The organism is Erwinia psychrophila (assembly GCF_039023475.1).
Lineage (GTDB): Bacteria > Pseudomonadota > Gammaproteobacteria > Enterobacterales > Enterobacteriaceae > Erwinia.
Genome location: NZ_JBCHVB010000001.1, coordinates 47940 through 63677, shown reverse-complemented (window position 1 = coordinate 63677; position 15738 = coordinate 47940). Strand labels below are relative to the sequence as shown.

19 protein-coding genes and 1 pseudogene are annotated in these 15738 nt (G+C 51.0%); 6 read left to right on the top strand and 14 right to left on the bottom strand.

Going from position 1 to position 15738, the window contains the following annotated elements; translation table 11 throughout:
• Window positions 1–113: 113 nt before the first annotated feature.
• The 6 genes from flhC to AAH446_RS00280 all read right to left on the bottom strand — a co-directional run bounded on the left by flhC (window position 114) and on the right by AAH446_RS00280 (window position 6504).
• Complete coding sequence (flhC, locus tag AAH446_RS00305; protein WP_342904738.1) at window positions 114–692, bottom strand: flagellar transcriptional regulator FlhC; 579 nt, start codon at window positions 690–692, stop codon at window positions 114–116.
• Entirely contained in the window at window positions 692–1045 is a 354-nt protein-coding gene (gene flhD, locus AAH446_RS00300) for a flagellar transcriptional regulator FlhD (protein ID WP_342904737.1), read from the bottom strand. Before flhD ends, flhC begins: the two co-directional genes overlap by 1 nt.
• 926 nt (window positions 1046–1971) lie before the next feature.
• Complete coding sequence (gene otsA / locus AAH446_RS00295; RefSeq protein ID WP_342904736.1) at window positions 1972–3402, bottom strand: alpha,alpha-trehalose-phosphate synthase; 1431 nt, start codon at window positions 3400–3402, stop codon at window positions 1972–1974.
• Window positions 3377–4186: a trehalose-phosphatase gene (gene otsB / locus AAH446_RS00290; protein ID WP_463322755.1), complete on the bottom strand. Its 810-nt coding sequence runs from the start codon at window positions 4184–4186 to the stop codon at window positions 3377–3379. The genes otsA and otsB overlap by 26 nt, the downstream gene beginning before the upstream one ends.
• 420 nt (window positions 4187–4606) lie before the next feature.
• Window positions 4607–5788: an HD-GYP domain-containing protein gene (locus AAH446_RS00285; protein WP_342904735.1), complete on the bottom strand. Its 1182-nt coding sequence runs from the start codon at window positions 5786–5788 to the stop codon at window positions 4607–4609.
• A 170-nt stretch (window positions 5789–5958) separates the two neighbouring features.
• Entirely contained in the window at window positions 5959–6504 is a 546-nt protein-coding gene (locus AAH446_RS00280; protein ID WP_342904734.1) for a helix-turn-helix domain-containing protein, read from the bottom strand.
• Between the two features lie 101 nt (window positions 6505–6605).
• Between AAH446_RS00280 and AAH446_RS00275 the strand changes: the two genes are divergently transcribed.
• The 3 genes from AAH446_RS00275 to cspE all read left to right on the top strand — a co-directional run bounded on the left by AAH446_RS00275 (window position 6606) and on the right by cspE (window position 8061).
• Entirely contained in the window at window positions 6606–7271 is a 666-nt protein-coding gene (locus AAH446_RS00275) for an AzlC family ABC transporter permease (RefSeq protein WP_342905774.1), read from the top strand.
• Window positions 7268–7591 carry an AzlD domain-containing protein gene (locus AAH446_RS00270; RefSeq protein WP_342904733.1) on the top strand — a complete coding sequence of 108 codons (324 nt, stop codon included), beginning with the start codon at window positions 7268–7270 and terminating at the stop codon, window positions 7589–7591. Before AAH446_RS00275 ends, AAH446_RS00270 begins: the two co-directional genes overlap by 4 nt.
• A 257-nt stretch (window positions 7592–7848) precedes the next feature.
• Entirely contained in the window at window positions 7849–8061 is a 213-nt protein-coding gene (gene cspE, locus AAH446_RS00265) for a transcription antiterminator/RNA stability regulator CspE (RefSeq protein ID WP_024968370.1), read from the top strand.
• 375 nt (window positions 8062–8436) lie between these two features.
• On the opposite strand, the gene AAH446_RS00260 is transcribed toward cspE, so the two are convergent.
• The 3 genes from AAH446_RS00260 to AAH446_RS00250 all read right to left on the bottom strand — a co-directional run bounded on the left by AAH446_RS00260 (window position 8437) and on the right by AAH446_RS00250 (window position 10709).
• A complete protein-coding gene (locus tag AAH446_RS00260; RefSeq protein WP_342904732.1) occupies window positions 8437–8619 on the bottom strand; it encodes a con-10 family general stress protein in 183 nt (60 codons plus the stop codon).
• A gap of 445 nt (window positions 8620–9064) precedes the next feature.
• Complete coding sequence (locus AAH446_RS00255) at window positions 9065–9910, bottom strand: MBL fold metallo-hydrolase (protein WP_342904731.1); 846 nt, start codon at window positions 9908–9910, stop codon at window positions 9065–9067.
• 472 nt (window positions 9911–10382) lie between these two features.
• Entirely contained in the window at window positions 10383–10709 is a 327-nt protein-coding gene (locus tag AAH446_RS00250) for a four-helix bundle copper-binding protein (protein ID WP_342904730.1), read from the bottom strand.
• Between the two features lie 507 nt (window positions 10710–11216).
• Here AAH446_RS00250 and AAH446_RS00245 point away from each other — a divergent pair.
• From AAH446_RS00245 to AAH446_RS00235, 3 genes are all read left to right on the top strand, one after another.
• On the top strand, window positions 11217–11525 hold the full coding sequence (locus AAH446_RS00245; protein ID WP_342904729.1) for a hypothetical protein: 309 nt from the start codon (window positions 11217–11219) through the stop codon (window positions 11523–11525).
• A 295-nt stretch (window positions 11526–11820) separates the two neighbouring features.
• The gene (gene ycgZ, locus AAH446_RS00240; RefSeq protein WP_342904728.1) at window positions 11821–12066 is read left to right on the top strand and encodes a regulatory protein YcgZ; all 246 of its coding nucleotides are present in this window, start codon (window positions 11821–11823) and stop codon (window positions 12064–12066) included.
• Window positions 12067–12242: 176 nt separating this feature from the next.
• The gene (locus AAH446_RS00235) at window positions 12243–12533 is read left to right on the top strand and encodes a hypothetical protein (protein WP_342904727.1); all 291 of its coding nucleotides are present in this window, start codon (window positions 12243–12245) and stop codon (window positions 12531–12533) included.
• Window positions 12534–12707: 174 nt separating this feature from the next.
• On the opposite strand, the gene AAH446_RS00230 is transcribed toward AAH446_RS00235, so the two are convergent.
• The 5 genes and pseudogenes from AAH446_RS00230 to AAH446_RS00210 all read right to left on the bottom strand — a co-directional run bounded on the left by AAH446_RS00230 (window position 12708) and on the right by AAH446_RS00210 (window position 15381).
• Entirely contained in the window at window positions 12708–12911 is a 204-nt protein-coding gene (locus AAH446_RS00230; protein ID WP_342904726.1) for a hypothetical protein, read from the bottom strand.
• A 239-nt stretch (window positions 12912–13150) separates the two neighbouring features.
• Window positions 13151–13339 (bottom strand): annotated as a pseudogene (locus tag AAH446_RS00225) (hypothetical protein); the annotation flags it as partial.
• Window positions 13340–13391: 52 nt separating this feature from the next.
• Window positions 13392–14291, bottom strand: coding sequence for a manganese catalase family protein (locus tag AAH446_RS00220; RefSeq protein WP_342904725.1), 900 nt, complete (start codon window positions 14289–14291; stop codon window positions 13392–13394).
• 70 nt (window positions 14292–14361) lie between these two features.
• Window positions 14362–14868: a ferritin-like domain-containing protein gene (locus tag AAH446_RS00215; protein WP_342904724.1), complete on the bottom strand. Its 507-nt coding sequence runs from the start codon at window positions 14866–14868 to the stop codon at window positions 14362–14364.
• A gap of 39 nt (window positions 14869–14907) precedes the next feature.
• Window positions 14908–15381 carry a YciE/YciF ferroxidase family protein gene (locus tag AAH446_RS00210; protein WP_342905773.1) on the bottom strand — a complete coding sequence of 158 codons (474 nt, stop codon included), beginning with the start codon at window positions 15379–15381 and terminating at the stop codon, window positions 14908–14910.
• Window positions 15382–15738: the final 357 nt, after the last annotated feature.

Here is a 15738-nt window from a genome sequence, read left to right as displayed (position 1 = left end):
ACGAGTGGGTGGATGATTCCTGACTGCGCCAGGCCCTTTCATTCAGCCTCAGGCAAAAAAAAAGCAGCGGTTAAATAACCGCTGCTGGATTCATTCCACATGGGGATCTTCTGTTAAACAGCTTGTTTGACAGGTTCATCCAGCAGTTGTGAAATGTTATCGGCAGATTCTACCGAAAGTTTACGTCTTTTTACTGCCCGCGAAGGGGGCTGGCACAGGCTGCAAACAAAGCTGCCAACAGGCTGGTGCGCATGGTTAATGAAGCTGCCGCCGCAGCATTTACAGTCGGACAGTTCGAGCATTCCGCTCTCAACAAACCGGACTAAGGTCCAGGCGCGCGTCAGCGCTAATAGTGGGCCTTCGTCCTGTTGCGGGCACTGCTCGAGGTAGAGCCGGTAGGCCTTAATCACAGCCTCCACGCCTTTGCTCAACCCGCTTTTGAGTAAAAACTGCCAGGCGTTACAGAACATGGAAGAGTGAATATTCTGCTCCCAGGTCATAAACCAGTCCGTAGAGAAAGGGAGCATCCCTTTTGGCGGCGGGCTGCCGCGCAGCTCTTTATATAACTTAATTAAACGACCGCGGCTGAGCTGCGTTTCGCTTTCTAACATTTGCAGACGTGCGCCCAGGGTGATTAATTCCATCGCCAGCTGAATATCACGCGCTTCCTGCACAATACTTTTATCACTCATTAACTCGCCCTCTTTTTCGGCAGCTCATCTTCTTTCGCTGACGCATTGCGCAGTAAACGGCTGGATAACAAGATGCCCGTGTGGATTTGCTGAAGATCGTCCACGCGAGATTCCTGAGTCAGGCGGTTAATAGTAGTGTGGTCGTTAAAACGGAACTGACAAATTAACTGGTTCGTTTCGGCGAGCTTAACCATTTCTGGCAGCGTCAGCTGAGCCAGTACATCGGCCATCGCTTCATCAATACCCAGACGGAACATCGCCGAGGCTTTTTCCTGGTTAATAAGGCGTTGTGCGAGCAGCAAATATGACAAGTTGATATCGTAAATATGTTTGAGTAATTCTGTTGTACCCATTTTTGTTCCGTCCTGACTGACACTACATAAACGTTTGCGGACAACGCCGCTACCTTGGTTGCTGCTTGGTAAAGCTAAAGATGGCAAAAAATTCAGTGGCAGAAGCCAAACGTTTGCGAAGCTGTAAGCTGCCTTAAGGCGTCATACAGAAAGTGGTCATTAACCCATTTTGCCAGGTGCTGCTCCTGAGTTTTTCATCTCTTCCCTGACCTCCCTTCCTGTCGTTTTCTGCGTCTGTTTTAAGACTATTCCGAAAACAAGGCAACTCTATCCGCTCTGATTTAGACATACAACGTGGACCACCCTTAATTTTAGATAAAGTGTGATCCAGATCACACTTTTTGGCGATTTTTGCTAAAATAAACCTTCAGGAATACTGTTGATTAGCACACTAAGTAACCAAAACAGGGCCAATTTGTTAAATTTCGCCTGGTAGCCCACTTTTACAAATGAAAATGATTCTTTTTAGGAGCTTTCCACGGCATAGAAACGTGATCCGGATCTTAGTTGTTATTTAATGCTAGTTATTTATTAAAATGCAGAACAATAAACTGATTGACTGCGCTTTACACGCACATTAAATAATCACTAAAGGTGACAGTTGAGTAGGTAGATGAAGACATAAATGTGACAGAGCGCAACATTTGATTGATGAGTGATAATGTTTTGTAAAGCGCGCCGGGCTTGTGTTTATGGTCTGCAAGGAGTTGTAACAGAGGGTACATTAAGGATATGAATGTTTGGAATGGTGTTTCAGGTTCGCTGGTATGGTATCGGCATCCGGGGCTAATTCTTTAGTTAAAAAGCCTATTTTCTGTTTTTTCTTTTAAAATGGTCCTCATTTCGCCGTTATCCCCTTCACCTGGCTCAGCCGGGCCCATAAAAAAAGGCGATCTGAGATCGCCTTTTTGCAGTAATGGCACGTCTTATGCTAGTCGCGGAAAGGTGGCCACTTTATTGGCCTCTCCTTGCTCTTTTGTCCGGGCTGGGATTGCCAGCAAATCTTTCAGATATGACTTACGCCAGTGGGTTATATCGTTCTGGCGCAACACGGCCATCATGTCGTTATAGCGTGAGATACGCTCATTCAGCGGCATGGTCGCGGCCTGGTTCAGCGCTGCGGCAACTTCATCACGATCGTATGGATTGACGATAAGCGCTGAAGTCAGCTCGTTTGCCGCTCCGGCAAAGCGTGACAGTACCAGAACGCCCGGGTCCTCAGGGTCCTGCGCCGCCACATACTCTTTCGCTACCAGGTTCATCCCGTCACGCAGCGGCGTCACCAACCCAATATCTGTCAGGCGGAAAATTTTCATCAGCAGCCGACGATCAAAATGCTGATTAAGGTAGTAGAGAGGCGTCCAGCCCAGCGTGCCGTATTTGCCATTTATACGACCAGCTTCCGTTTCGAGCTGATGACGGATGTCCTGATAAGCCTGAACGTCGCCCCGGGAAGTAGGTGCAATCTGGGAGTAACGGATATTTCCGCGATGCTCAGGATAGTTCTCAAGCAGCGCTTCATAGGCAAGGAAGCGTTCCGGCAGCCCTTTCGAATAATCCAGTCGTTCACAGGCGATGATATTTTTCGCATCACCCAGCTCCCGCTTCATGGCCGCCATTTTCGGTGGAAGCGGCCCTTCAGCCATCTCCTTGATGCTGTCTGGTTCAATGCCGATAGGATAGACTTCAGTTGCAAAGTTATTGCCAAAGGCGCGGTGTTTTTTGCCGTCACTCTGCACCTGGGTCAGCAGCGACAGGCATTCCAGAAACGCCGTGCGGTCGCTCTCGGTCTGAAAGCCCAGCAGATCGTATTCACACAGCATCTCCAGTAATTCATTATGCGGCGGCAATGCGTTGAAGATTTCCGGCGTGGGGAAAGGAATGTGCAGGAAGAAACCGATACGGTTATTGACGCCCAGCTTGCGCAGCGCGGCGGCGAAAGGCAGCAGATGATAGTCATGTATCCATAAGACGTCATCAGGCTTCAGCAGCGGCAGCAGACGTTCCGCCAGCATCGTATTCACATCACAGTAGCCTTCCCACGCTTCCCGCTGGAAGTTGACCAGATCGAGTCTGTAGTGAAACGCGGGCCAGATCACGGCATTGGAAAACTGTAAATAGTAGAGGTCATAATCTTGTTGGTTAAGAGCAAAAGAGGCATAGGTCACGTTATCCTGTTCAAACAGGCTCATCTCCTCGTTCTCTTCACCCGTCTCATTGATATCGCCGTTCCAGCCGAACCATAACCCTCCGGTAGTTTTAAGCGCATCCATAATGCCCACGGTCAACCCGCCTGCGCTGGTCTTGGAACCGTCCGGAACAGCGATGCGGTTAGATACGACTACTAAGCGACTCATAACCTTGACTCCTTACCGACGTTGTATCGTCTTGATATAATTGTAATAAAGTTTGATTAAGCCAGTGATAAACCGCCTCAACGTCAGACAGACGATAGGCTGCCTGGGTCTGGCCTTCACCCACTTTGATCGAGATCCCATCCATGGCATTGACCGCATTAAAACCTGCTTCATCGGTCAAATCGTCACCAATAAATACCGGCGTTCTTCCGGCAAACGGCGCCTGCTGCATAAAATCTTTCAGCGCGGCACCCTTATTCACACCTTGCGGTTTTAATTCCACCACGCATTTACCCGGCTGAAGCGCCAGCATTGGATAACGATGGGTCATTGCTTCAGCAAGCTCAAGCACCGCTTGCTGATACTGTTCGGCCTGACGATAGTGAAGCGCAAAAGCCATTCCTTTGGTTTCCAGCTGCGTGCCCGGCATCCTGGCAACGGCTTCAGTGAGCAGCGTCGACAGTTCACTGCTCACCGTATCCGGCAGGGAGATCCGTTCGGTCTGGCCATGAATATCACGGCGCTCGGCACCGTGAACGCCGGCCAGCGGAAGCTGGAGCGGCGCAGCCAGCTGATCAAGCTCGACGAGCGGACGTCCGGATACCAGCGCCAGCGCGCCTTCACTGGCTTCAGCCAGTTTTTGCAGATTTGCGATCACGCCTTTCGGGATAAATGCTTCATCCGGGCGAGGCTGGATAGCGGCAAGCGTTCCATCGACGTCAAGAAAGAACGCGTAGCGCCTTTCCCGGAGCAGCTGTGGACCAGCATCTTTCTGGATGTTCACTGGATTCCTCCTGATTGGGGGGTTGAGGAAAAAACAGAGTTGACGCTGGCGGTCTGCGCTGACCTGAAAATCGATCGTGGCAGAGAAAAATGCAGAAAGGAGGTCATATTACTTTTCATTATTTATACTGGAACATTGTCCTTTCAGTTGCGGTTTACTCTCTGAGAGCAGCTTTACCGTCGCATCATTTCACACGCCATAGCGTAACCTTTTCAGCGTTAAGTATAGACGCTGATCCGCACTCTGCCAGACGAAACGGCGGGCAGACGCTGCCTGCGGGCTAACAGCCTGCCAAAATAACGTCAGAAAAGAGCCAGGATAAAGACGAAAAGTGGCGTCATGAGACAGAGGTTGTTGTCACAGCAATCCGGAAGGTGAATCAGGAAAACGCGGCGAAGCGGGTCCGCCTCAATAGCCGCTTCAGCAGGCGATGGGCTGCATCCAGAGGGCGTTGATGTCCAGGCCACCCCAACACTTCGTTTCCTCCGGTCCGCTGATACTGTCCCAGCAGAAACGATCGGCCAAATCGACGATTTCAGGTCGGGTACGCTGGTTGCCCGCAAGCGACCAGAAGACGCAGACTTTCGGCGTCAGCAGGGAGTCCTCCCCTGGCTCAGCCACGACCGCGATACGACCGGAGGCGAGCCTCACTACCGAGCCCGGTGGATAGATACCCACCGCTTTGACAAAGGCGTAAAACACCTGACGATCAAAATGCCCTTCCCAGCTTGCCATCTGATGCATCGCGTAGGCGGGATTCCAGCCGTTTTTATAGGGGCGATCGGAGGTGACGGCATCATAGACGTCGCAAACCGCCGCCATACGCGATAGCAGCGAAATTGCCTGACCTTTCAGTCCGTGAGGATAGCCTGAACCATCAATTTTCTCATGATGATGCAGCGCCACGTCGAGCAAATCTTCATCGCCCCCGCTCTGACGCAATAGCGCTTCGCCCAGCACCGGATGCTGTTTCATAATGCGGAATTCGTCATCGGTCAGTTTGCCGGGCTTATTAAGAATATCCAGGGCGACGCCGGCTTTACCGACATCATGCAACAATCCCGCAGTGCCGGCCCTGAGGACCAGCTTTTCATCCAAATTAAGCTGACGCGCCAGAGAAATCATCAGCGCGCAGACTGCTACCGAATGCAGATAGGTGTAGTCATCATGCGTTTTTAGCCGCACTACGCTGAGCAGCGCAGCGGGATGGCGGCTGATAGAGCCGCCGATTTCGTCCACCAGCGGCAGCGTGCTGATGGTATCAATGGTTTTGCCCAGCCGCGCATCGCTGAACATGTCCATCACCTGACCTTTTGCATTAAGGCAGATAGCCTGCGCCTGCGCTACCTCCTGGCAGAGGCCGACGGGTGCAGAGGCTATTGACAGTGCGGGTCGCGTTGCCGCGTCGACGCATACAGGCGTGAGGCCTTTGTCCAGATCGATCCAGACTTCTTTTATGCCGGTGTCAGTAATGACCTGAATCTGCTCCTGACTGGTAAGCAGCATATCATTATGCACGCGCTCGTGTTTCAGCCAGAACACCTCCAGCTTGTGCACATACATGCCGGTGCGTAATTCTGCTACCGGAATCAGCTGTATCATTTTATCTCTCCTGCCTCTCCTGTCTGTTTTCCCAGTCACTACAGGTATCGGCTTTGCCTGATAAACCTTCACTCCCGGGAACAGGGATCGGTCACTTTTAGCCGCTTTTTTACAAATCTCTGCGGACGTTAAGAGTAAAGGCACAGTAAAGGCGGGAGGATAAGCGCGGCTCAGTTCTGTTCTGAGATCAGCAGTGCCATGGTATCGGCTTCTAACGCGCGGAAAACATGCTCTTCATCCGCCGGATAACAGATGTAGTCGCCAGCGCTGAGTTCAACTGGCGATCCGCTCAGGCCAACCAGTGCCTTTCCCTGAGTAATGATGATGTGCTCGACGGAACCGGGTGAATGGGGATGTGAAAGGCGTTCCGACCCAGGCTGGGTGGTAAGAAGATAAATATCGCGACGGGCGCCGGGCGGACAGGTCGCCAGCAGAATAGCCTGATAATCAGCCTGCGCCGCCGTCACCGACGGTCCTTCCCCCCGGCGGATCACCTGCATCTTACTGATTTCCGGCTCCATCAGCCGGGCAAAAGGAATATTGAGCGCCACGCAAAGTGACCACAATGTTTCCAGACTCGGATTACCGTTGCCCGCCTCCAGTTGCGAAAGGGTGGATTTAGCGATCCCGGCACGGCGGGCGACCTCCCCCAGCGACATGCCGGTGCGCTGACGTTCCCGGGTTAAAGACTGGGCGATAAGGGTGATTGGCGTCACGGACACTCCGTTTTATTATAATGAACGAACGTTCGGTTTGAAAAACAGACCGGTTTTGTTCATTATAATGACTATTCGTTCTTTATGAGAAGAAATCGATGATGAAGCACTCTGTGGCACCGCTGGATGGCGGCGTAGTTAAGGCGATTATTCTGGTCTGTCTGGCGGACGCCGTGGTAGGGCTATCCTATGGTTCGCTGGCTGCCGCCGATGGTTTTCCGCTGTGGGTTCCGCTGGCGCTGTCTACGCTGGTGCTGGCCGGCGCCTCCGAATTTATGTTTATTGGTATCGTCGCTGGCGGCGGCAGCCCGCTGACGGCCGCTGCGGCCGGACTGCTGGTCAATGCCCGGCATTTACCCTTTGGTATTGCGGTGAAAGATCTTGTCGGCAAGCGGGCTGCCAGCCTGGCCGGCTGTCACATCATGAACGATGAAAGCGTGGTTTTCGGCCTCTCGCAGCCCACGCCAGCAGCCCGTATTGCGGCCTACTGGCTCTGCGGAATCGGGATTGCTCTCAGCTGGCCACTGAGCGTCATGCTGGGAGCCTCACTCGGTAAACTTATTCCTGATATCAGGGCGATCGGCCTCGACGCGGTTTTCCCGGCGATCCTGATGGCGCTGACGTTTCCGGCGCTGAGGCTGCGCCGGACCCGGTTGCCTGCGCTGGCAGGTTCGCTTCTGGCCCTGATTGCGGTCCCCTTTGTCCCCGCCGGTTTACCGGTGCTGGTTGCCCTCTGCGGGCTACTGATCTGGAAGCATAAAAGATGACGCATACCTTATCGATCGTAACGGGCATCGCTCTGCTGGCCGCGGGCACTTTTGCCATGCGGTTCGCGGGCTACCGCCTTGGCACTCGCCTGCCGCTCTCCGCACGTACGCAGCTGCTGTTAACCGATGCCGCCACCCTGCTCCTGTTTTCCGTGGCGGCGACCGCAGCGTTATTTGAAAACCAGCACTTTGCCGGCTTCGCCCGGCTGGGCGGCGTGCTTTTTGCAGCCCTGCTTGCCTGGCGAAAAGCGCCGCTTATTCTGGTAATTCTCAGCGCCTGCGCGGTGACGGCGCTGCTGCGGACCGCTGGCGTGCAGTAAAAAATATCGCCAAAAAAAAGATGCTCAGATAATTATCTTGAGATAAAGCTTGCCAAACCGGTGTCGTCATGACTAAATAGCGTCATCGGTTTGGAAGACAGACCTTATGAAAGCAGTTTTAGTAAAGCAGTCCTCAGTTCAAGCGTTATCCAAAGATACCCCTTCTTCATGAGTCTCCTCCTAAGTGCCCAATAAGTTACGATCTGCTGTACAGGCCATCTCTGCCGCTTGCGTGGCTCAAAATTAAGGAAGTATCTATGTCTGGTAAAATGACTGGTTTAGTAAAATGGTTTGATGCGGGTAAAGGTTTTGGTTTTATCGCGCCTCAGGACGGCAGCAAAGATGTGTTCGTTCACTTCTCTGCTATTCAGGGTTCTGACTATAAAACCCTGGACGAAGGCCAGAGCGTTGAATTCACCATTGAAAATGGTGCTAAAGGCCCTTCAGCCGCAAACGTTGTTGCCCTGTAAGGGACAACATCTGTTACCCCCGCTTACGACAGCGATGACGGCAACAGCCTGAGCAGTTAAGTAAAGGTAATAAAAAAAACCCGCCCCGGCGGGTTTTTTTGTCGCTTTCGGAAATGCCCTCCCGCTGTCAGCCACGTCTTGTACGCAAAATTCCCTCTTCTCTTCTGCCCTGGGGAAAATTGAGGCATCAAAAACGTTTTCCTTATTACACGCACTCTGTTTCAGGGTCCTGTTTGCGGCGTTTTAAAATATTCACAGAGTTGTTGTATGCTGGTTTCTCTGGTCAGGCAATATATGCGTTACACAATAAAAAGCCCGCCACCCTCATTAAGGGTGGCGGGCTGCAGGCATGCTGGTTAACGCTGCCTGTCTGCTTTAGCTACGACCGCTGGACTTTCCACCTTTTTTGCCCGCGTCCGAGGCTTTTTCAGGATCGTTTTTGAAATTGCCGCCGCCGCCACTTCCGCTGCCGCTGCTTTTGCCGCCTTTTTTACCGGCTTCTGATGCTTTTTCACGATCGTCGGCAAAGTTGCCGGAATTACCACGATGCTGAGTCATAAAAACTTCCTATTCGTGTTTAATTTATTCCGCCGATAGCATAGGTTCTGGAAAAGTCATTTTCCCGCCATCTGCAGCCGTGATGCCTGAATAATTGTAGTCAGGGGGCGGTATTTGCGCCATTAAAGCGGCAGAATTACGGTCTCTGTTTCTGTAAGAAAACTTATATTGTTGTGTAATAAAGGATTTAAATTTTTTAGCGCTTCGCTTGATCCCCGCACCCGTAAAGCTATTTCATCACACCCTGGGTTTATTCAGGGCTGATTAAAACAACCCTTTGTTATTTAAAGTGAATATATATTTTTTTTAACATCTGGTTATTATAACTGTCCCTACTCACCCCCCGCTCTTGCTACGCCAGCGGATGATGGCTCTCAAAGAAGAGGCTATTTCGCATTAGCGTATGGCTTCACGGGCTTTCGGCCAGCATCCGGTTAGCAGGCGTTTAATGACCGGCGGATGACTGAAGCGTAGCGAGCCGTTCAAACTCCAGCGCATCATGACTGCAAAATAACGTCAGCTCTTCAGGATGAGCGCAGGAAAGCTCCCTGAGTTTCTGCTGGTTAATACGGCGTGCTTTATTATCCTCAGCCATAAACCACTGATAGAACCGCAAACCTGGCGTACAGTGCCGCTGCGCCTGATGCATCTCTCCGCGATAGAACCAGGCATCGCCGCCATGTAAAGTCCAGCCGTTGTCGGTGCGTATAGCGATGCCGGCGTGGCCTGTTGTATGTCCTGCAAGGGGTATCATCAGGATCTCCGGCGGCAGGCCGGCGAGCTGATTGACCGCCTCAAAGCCGAACCACCTGTCTCCAGCCGCACGGTAGCCCTGCCAGCCCGACGTACCGCCCCACTGAGCAGGCCGGTAACGCTGCGTTGCCAGCCAGCTGTGCCGCCGCTGGGCGGTATTTATCTCCTCTTCCATCAGATGCACCCGGGCATGAGGAAAATCACTGATGCCACCGGCATGATCGAAATCGAGATGGGTAAGAATGATGTGCCGCACATCTGTAGCTTCAAAACCGAGCGCCTGGATTTGTGACAAGGCGGTTAACGATTCTTTCCGCTGAATATTATTGATAGCCCGGAAGAAGGTCGATAGCGTCCTGGCGGGGGTTTGCATATCCTGATGACCAAAGCCGGTATCCACCAGCACCAGGCCATCATGGTCGGTCTCAATCAGCAGACAGTGACAGGTTAGCTTCGCTTTTAGCCCCGCGCTGAACCCGTCATAAAACGCTCCGCCAACAGGGCACATACAGCCGCAGTTAATATGGTGTATTTTCATGCAGGTTTCCTCGCTAAATGGCGTTAATTTGCTTTAGCCGGTAATTATAGCCAACGCGTCGGTAATAAAATAAAGCGCCTGAGCAAATCACAGCCTCCTTTATTGACAGAAACCTCGTTCAATAAGGAGAAAGTCCCCTGGCATTCCTTATTATTTGAGTTTGCAGCCGTTTTTAAAGTTCCTGTGGATGCATAAAGGCCCGGACGTGCAACATTCACCTGTAAGGTTCCTTTCCCGACTGAGGCCGGAAACAGGCTTGTTTTCTTTTGCTGGATGATGAAGAAAATGATTTACCCTCTGAATAGAGTGATATTGCTCTGATTTATCCTGCTGCAATGGCAGCCGTGGGAGTACCACTGGCAATCCGGCTAATGTTTAGCTCTGTTTTGAAGAATATCTGCGGGATTCAGCCCTGCTAAACCGTAAAGCCGGCACGAAGCGGGCATAAACACGCCCTCCTCATGCCGTCCGATCAGGCGGCCATTTTACGGCACGCATCGGCACAGGCGTGGCATGCCTCCGCGCATTTCTGGCAGTGATCGTGCTGATGCTTCGCGCATTCATCTCCACATTTCTGGCAAAGCTCAGCACAGAGCTTACAAAGTGCAGGTGCTGATTCGCTTTCCAGCGCCATAAACTGCGCGGCAAGCCGGCAAAGGCTGGCGCACTGGGTGTCCAGACGTATGCATTCACGCATCATATCTATGTTGTCTTCCTGCAGGCAGGAGGCGGCGCAGTGATCACAGGCGGCCGCACAGCGATAGCAGGCTTCAAGACAGTTCATATAAGATTCGTTCATTCATCCTCCTTTTATTAATAACGTTACCCTGATAAGCCTGGAACACCCTTACCGGGTTTTCCAGCTAGCTGGCCCGATTTCTCTTTTTTCTGCATGACAATTTTTCCCGTCTCCCTGGAAAGGCATAAGCTGCGCCGGCTGGCCGACATATGACAGACAGGCAAGCGGATAACATCATGTTAAAAGAGGTAATTGGCAGGATGGCTGAACGAAATACGGTCTTCTTTATTTTTAAGGTAATTCTTATTTCTAAACGATTATCGCTCGGGAAAACACATTAATACCTGGAAACATTCAGAATTACAATGTTATTTCCTGAATAAATCCTTTAGAACTCCTTATGTTTATCATTTATATTCAAGCAGTTAAATTAAAAACCCTTTTATTTTGTTTATATTTCCACCGGTAAATATTTCTTTAAAAAAAGACACCGGAATCATATATCTGTCTTATGCTTATTAGTGCAAACGTGAGATTTCTTTTTGATAAACATTACGGAGGTCTCAATTGACTATATATTATCAGGAAAATAATCAGCAGGTTATGATTGGCGAGGCGACATTAAATCTTATTTTCAGCCACCAGGATATTACCCTGCTATCGCTTATTGAACAATTACACACTATGGCCGACGATGAGCAGGATGACGATCGCCTCCTCGGTATCTGGCAGGCCAGAAAATGGTTGCAGACCTTCAGTAAAGGATGGCATTCGGATAGCCGCCCCGACTGGCTGGAGGCGTTGACTTCGCAGGCGGATCGGCGCGTCGCTACGATCGGCCTGGCCGATCCTGCTTCCGGACGGCCACTGCGCTAGTCAGCGACAAACCCAGACCAGCGGACATTCAATACCGCTGGTCAGCGGTCCCACCGATTTTCCTGACCTGCTACGGTGCATTTTTCCGCTCGCCTTCTTCGGTTAACAATGGCTTATCTGCCCTTACCCCCCTGTAAAAAGCGCTAACCCGCTCAATATAACCGGTTGAATATTAACAACTAGCACTTTTTGCAAAAACCTCACTTTCTTAAAAATCCACTATTACTGTACAAGTTATGTATTTCTGTATAACTTTAGCGCAAATCACTTTTTCTTAACGACTTAAGGCAGATAGATGCGTCAGGACGGCTCTAACCCGAAAGCAGAGAACGATATCAGCCGTTATTTCAATGACGCGGCGCTTCCTTCCCAGCAGGAGACGCTGGGACAAATCGTCGTCGAAATTTTGCGCTCCGGCAGGCAAATCACGCGTAAAGCAATCTGTACCAAACTGCTCAAACGCCTTGAGCTTTCCACGTCGGCGGAGCAGGAAAAGCATTATCAGGCGCTAATTGGCATGCTGTTTGGTCGCGGTGACTAAGCGCTCTACCCGCTAAACGCTTATCCAGCATTTATTCTTTATTCGGGTGAGTTACCGCAACCCGCCTGACGTCTCTCTTTCCGGTCATGCTGGTGATGAGGGGCCTGAAAGGGGTTATGCTCAGCGGCTAAGGCTTTATGGAAATGTGCCTGAATAACTGATTCAGAGATGTAGGTATGTATCAAAAAGATGAAGACATATTGACGGATATTGTATTTGGCGAAGCGATCCTTGCCCTTCTCAGAGGGGATGCGCCTGTCAGTAATGCGTCACTGATACAACAATTGCAGCACATGGCTGCTGTCGAAAAAATCCCTGCCAGACAACGTGCCTGCCAGCTTGCTATCGCAGAAGTGAAAAACAACCGACCGGCGCCACCAAAGCCTGTTACGCATCGCGTCCGCGGCCGCGATAACATTCATCTTTTTACGAGTGAAGGCCCACCCGACGGCGCCAAGAAACACTAAGCGATAGTTGCCCTACGCGTTCTGAACCTCATGACGGATGTCTGCAACCGAGGGTGCCCAGAGTGGCAATGCTGAAGATGGAACAGGGAAAGCGGTGATTTAAAAAAACGGATAGCGGAATATAATGGCGATAGAACGAGAGATTATCTTCCCGCCTTTCGCCCGGCAAAGGACTTACCGGAACTCTTCAAGTAACTTACGAAACGCCATCTGGTAGATGATTTTCTTCCCTTCCTGCGTCGACTGCGCGCTGTGAACCTGCAACATGATAAGTATATTTTGCTTACCCAGCGGTTCCCCTGCTTCAATGAGTTCCGAAACAGCGCGACCTATCACTGCGTGGATAGCTATTGAATAATCCTGTTCCTGACCGTGCACACAGGCTCCCACGGTAGCTGGACATATATACAGCCTAGCACCTTAACAACTGTATTGCACTGAGCAGATAGCGGTTTGCTTTTTCCCTGGATGCTGCCTGGCCTTCCCTCTCATTGCAAAACCCGCTCTGCGGGATAAACGTGGCTTCTTATTTAATTAGCTGGGTACTTTTTGAGCACATCCTGCTCAACCACTGTTTTTTTCCCTGCTAAGTTTAAGGAAGAGACGTCGCCTGCGTGCCTTAGCGTCTCGACGTGACGCGCAAAATCCTCGTGTACTTCCGGACTGCATATATTTACGGAAGCGCCGCCATCTTCATCGATCAGAATGCGTTCGCCATCATCTTTCTCCTCCTGCATGTCTCTTCGTGACATTACACTTAAAAGACGCTCAGGACTGCTGAACAGACTTTTTAACAGGCTGTACATGTAAGTAATCTCTTTGAACTAAAAAGACGGCCCGCAGGCCGTCACGGTAATATCAGGATTTTTTGGCGGGAGCCGAATCATTTTCAATCGGTGGAACGGAGCCGATATCGGTACCGGTGACCGGGTTGACCGACGGGTCGGACGCTGTACGTTTAATCATACTGTCCAGATCGGCCTGCTGCTCAGCGGGGAGTTCCACGCTGGCCATGCCGTCACCGCCATCCACAGCCGGGGTAGGATTAGCGACATAGTTGAAGTTTTCATCGGAGTTCCAGCTACCACGAACATCTCCACCTTCAGACATGTTGTAGTAGTTATTGGCATATTTCTCAATCGGCGGCAGTTTTCCTGGCGGGAAGTTATTACGAATAGAGTAAAGCGCCTTTTCAAACGATATCTGGTGCGCCACTTCCCGCGTCATCAGGAAGCCCAGCGCATCTTTCACGCCCGGGTCGTCCGTCATATTGATCAGACGCTCATAAAGGATTTTCGCCCTTGCTTCCGCAGCGATGTTGGAGCGCAAATCTGCCGTCACTTCACCAATGGTATCAACATAGGCTGCGGTCCATGGCACCCCGCCTGAGTTGGTCAGCGCAGGACCGCCGCCATATAACAGCGAGGTCAGATGGCTGTCATTGCCGTTGCCGGTGATATTACGATACAGCTCACCTTCCTCTTCAGTGCCCTCGGCCAGTGCGCCTTTTGCACCCTTGTTCAGCATACCGACCAGTGAACCAATGATCTCAAGGTGGCTCAGCTCTTCGGTAGCGATATCCATCAGCATATCTTTACGGCCTGGATCATCATCTCCCAGCCCCTGGGTAAAATAGCGGCAGGCAGCGGCCAGTTCGCCCTGCGGTCCGCCAAACTGCTCAAGCAGTAAGTTAGCCAGCCCCGGATTCGGCCCGGCAACGCGTACGGTGTACTGCAATTGTTTTACGTGTTTAAACATAGCTCACTCCGGTTTTTATTAAATGTTCTGCTGGCCTGCCTTCAGGCAGGCCTTTCGCTGGTGCTGCGAATTATTTTTTTGCTTCCACACCCGGCGCGGCGGAGCGCACCAAAAACTGCTCGGTGACATCTGGCAGATGCTTCAGGCACCAGTCAGCCATCGCCATCTCCTGCTCACGGATTTGGGTAAAAATACGTGCGCCTTCCTGATCGCCTACAACTTCAGCCGCCGCAATCAGCGAGGTGTAGCTGGCAATTTCAAGGTTCTCAAAGACATAGCCGCTCATAGCGCCTTTTACGACTTCATCGTCGGCCATCATGCCGCCCATCGCCTGACCCATCGCCGACAGCTTGCCCATCGCATCTTTGATCGTGGAACTTGAGGTGTCGTATCTGTCGATAACGGACTGCACCATCGCCTGCTGCTGACGCGTTTCCTCAATATGCTGTTCAATGCGGGCTTTCAGATCGGGATAGTGCTCAAGCCGGCCTGCCATCTTTTCCAGCATGCTTTCAGCCTGCTTTTCCATTGCGTGGGCGTCTTTTACCCAGTCAAGGTAGTGTTCTTCATTCGTCATGATTTACCTCTCACGTTATCGATGCTGCCGTCCGCAGAACTATTGCTGTTCTGCAATCACGGTCAGTTTTTCGTCCGTTGTTTTTTCTTCATTGAGCGTCTCGGTCAGCAGTTTTTCCGCTTCCGTATAGCCGAGTCTGGCGGCCATAGCGCGCAACGTGCCGTAAGTGGCAATTTCGTAGTGCTCGACCTTCTGAGCCGCGCCGATTAACCCTGCATCTCTGACCGGACCGGCCTCCACTGAGTCAATGATTTCCTGGGCTTCTTCCACCAGGCCTTCCAGCGCGTGGCACTTCATGCGTTTGATGCGCACGCCTTCGGTCTTTTCAACCAGCTGATCCAGGCGCTCAATCTGCCCCTGCGTCTCTTCAAGATGCTGTTTAAAAGCCGCGACCAGTTTTTCATCGGTGGCGGCACGGGCCATCTTAGGCAGTGCGCGGGTAATCTGCTTTTCTGCACTGTAGATATCAGATAAGTCGTGGATAAACAGGTCTTCCAGGGTCTTGATAGTCATCATTCTCTCCGTTTTGAAACAGACAAAAATTATGAATCAGGTGTACGTTCAAACTTTTATTAACCTTATTAAGCATAGAAGCAATTGATTCTATTTCCAGAGACAACACCACATAAAAGCCAAATATTAAGAATAGTCTTAATGATGCTTCCATAAGCAAACTCACGCAGTGAAAACACTCGGGAAAGGTATTTTGATTAATTTATGGAGGGAGATTTTACTACCGAAAGGTAAATTAGTAGCTCTGCATTAAAAATGCACACTTTATTTATTCCGTATGAAATCAGGCTGCAAGTATAAAACCCGATACGCTCTCCATGCATGGTGGAGATTATTATGGCCTAAAAAAACCCACTT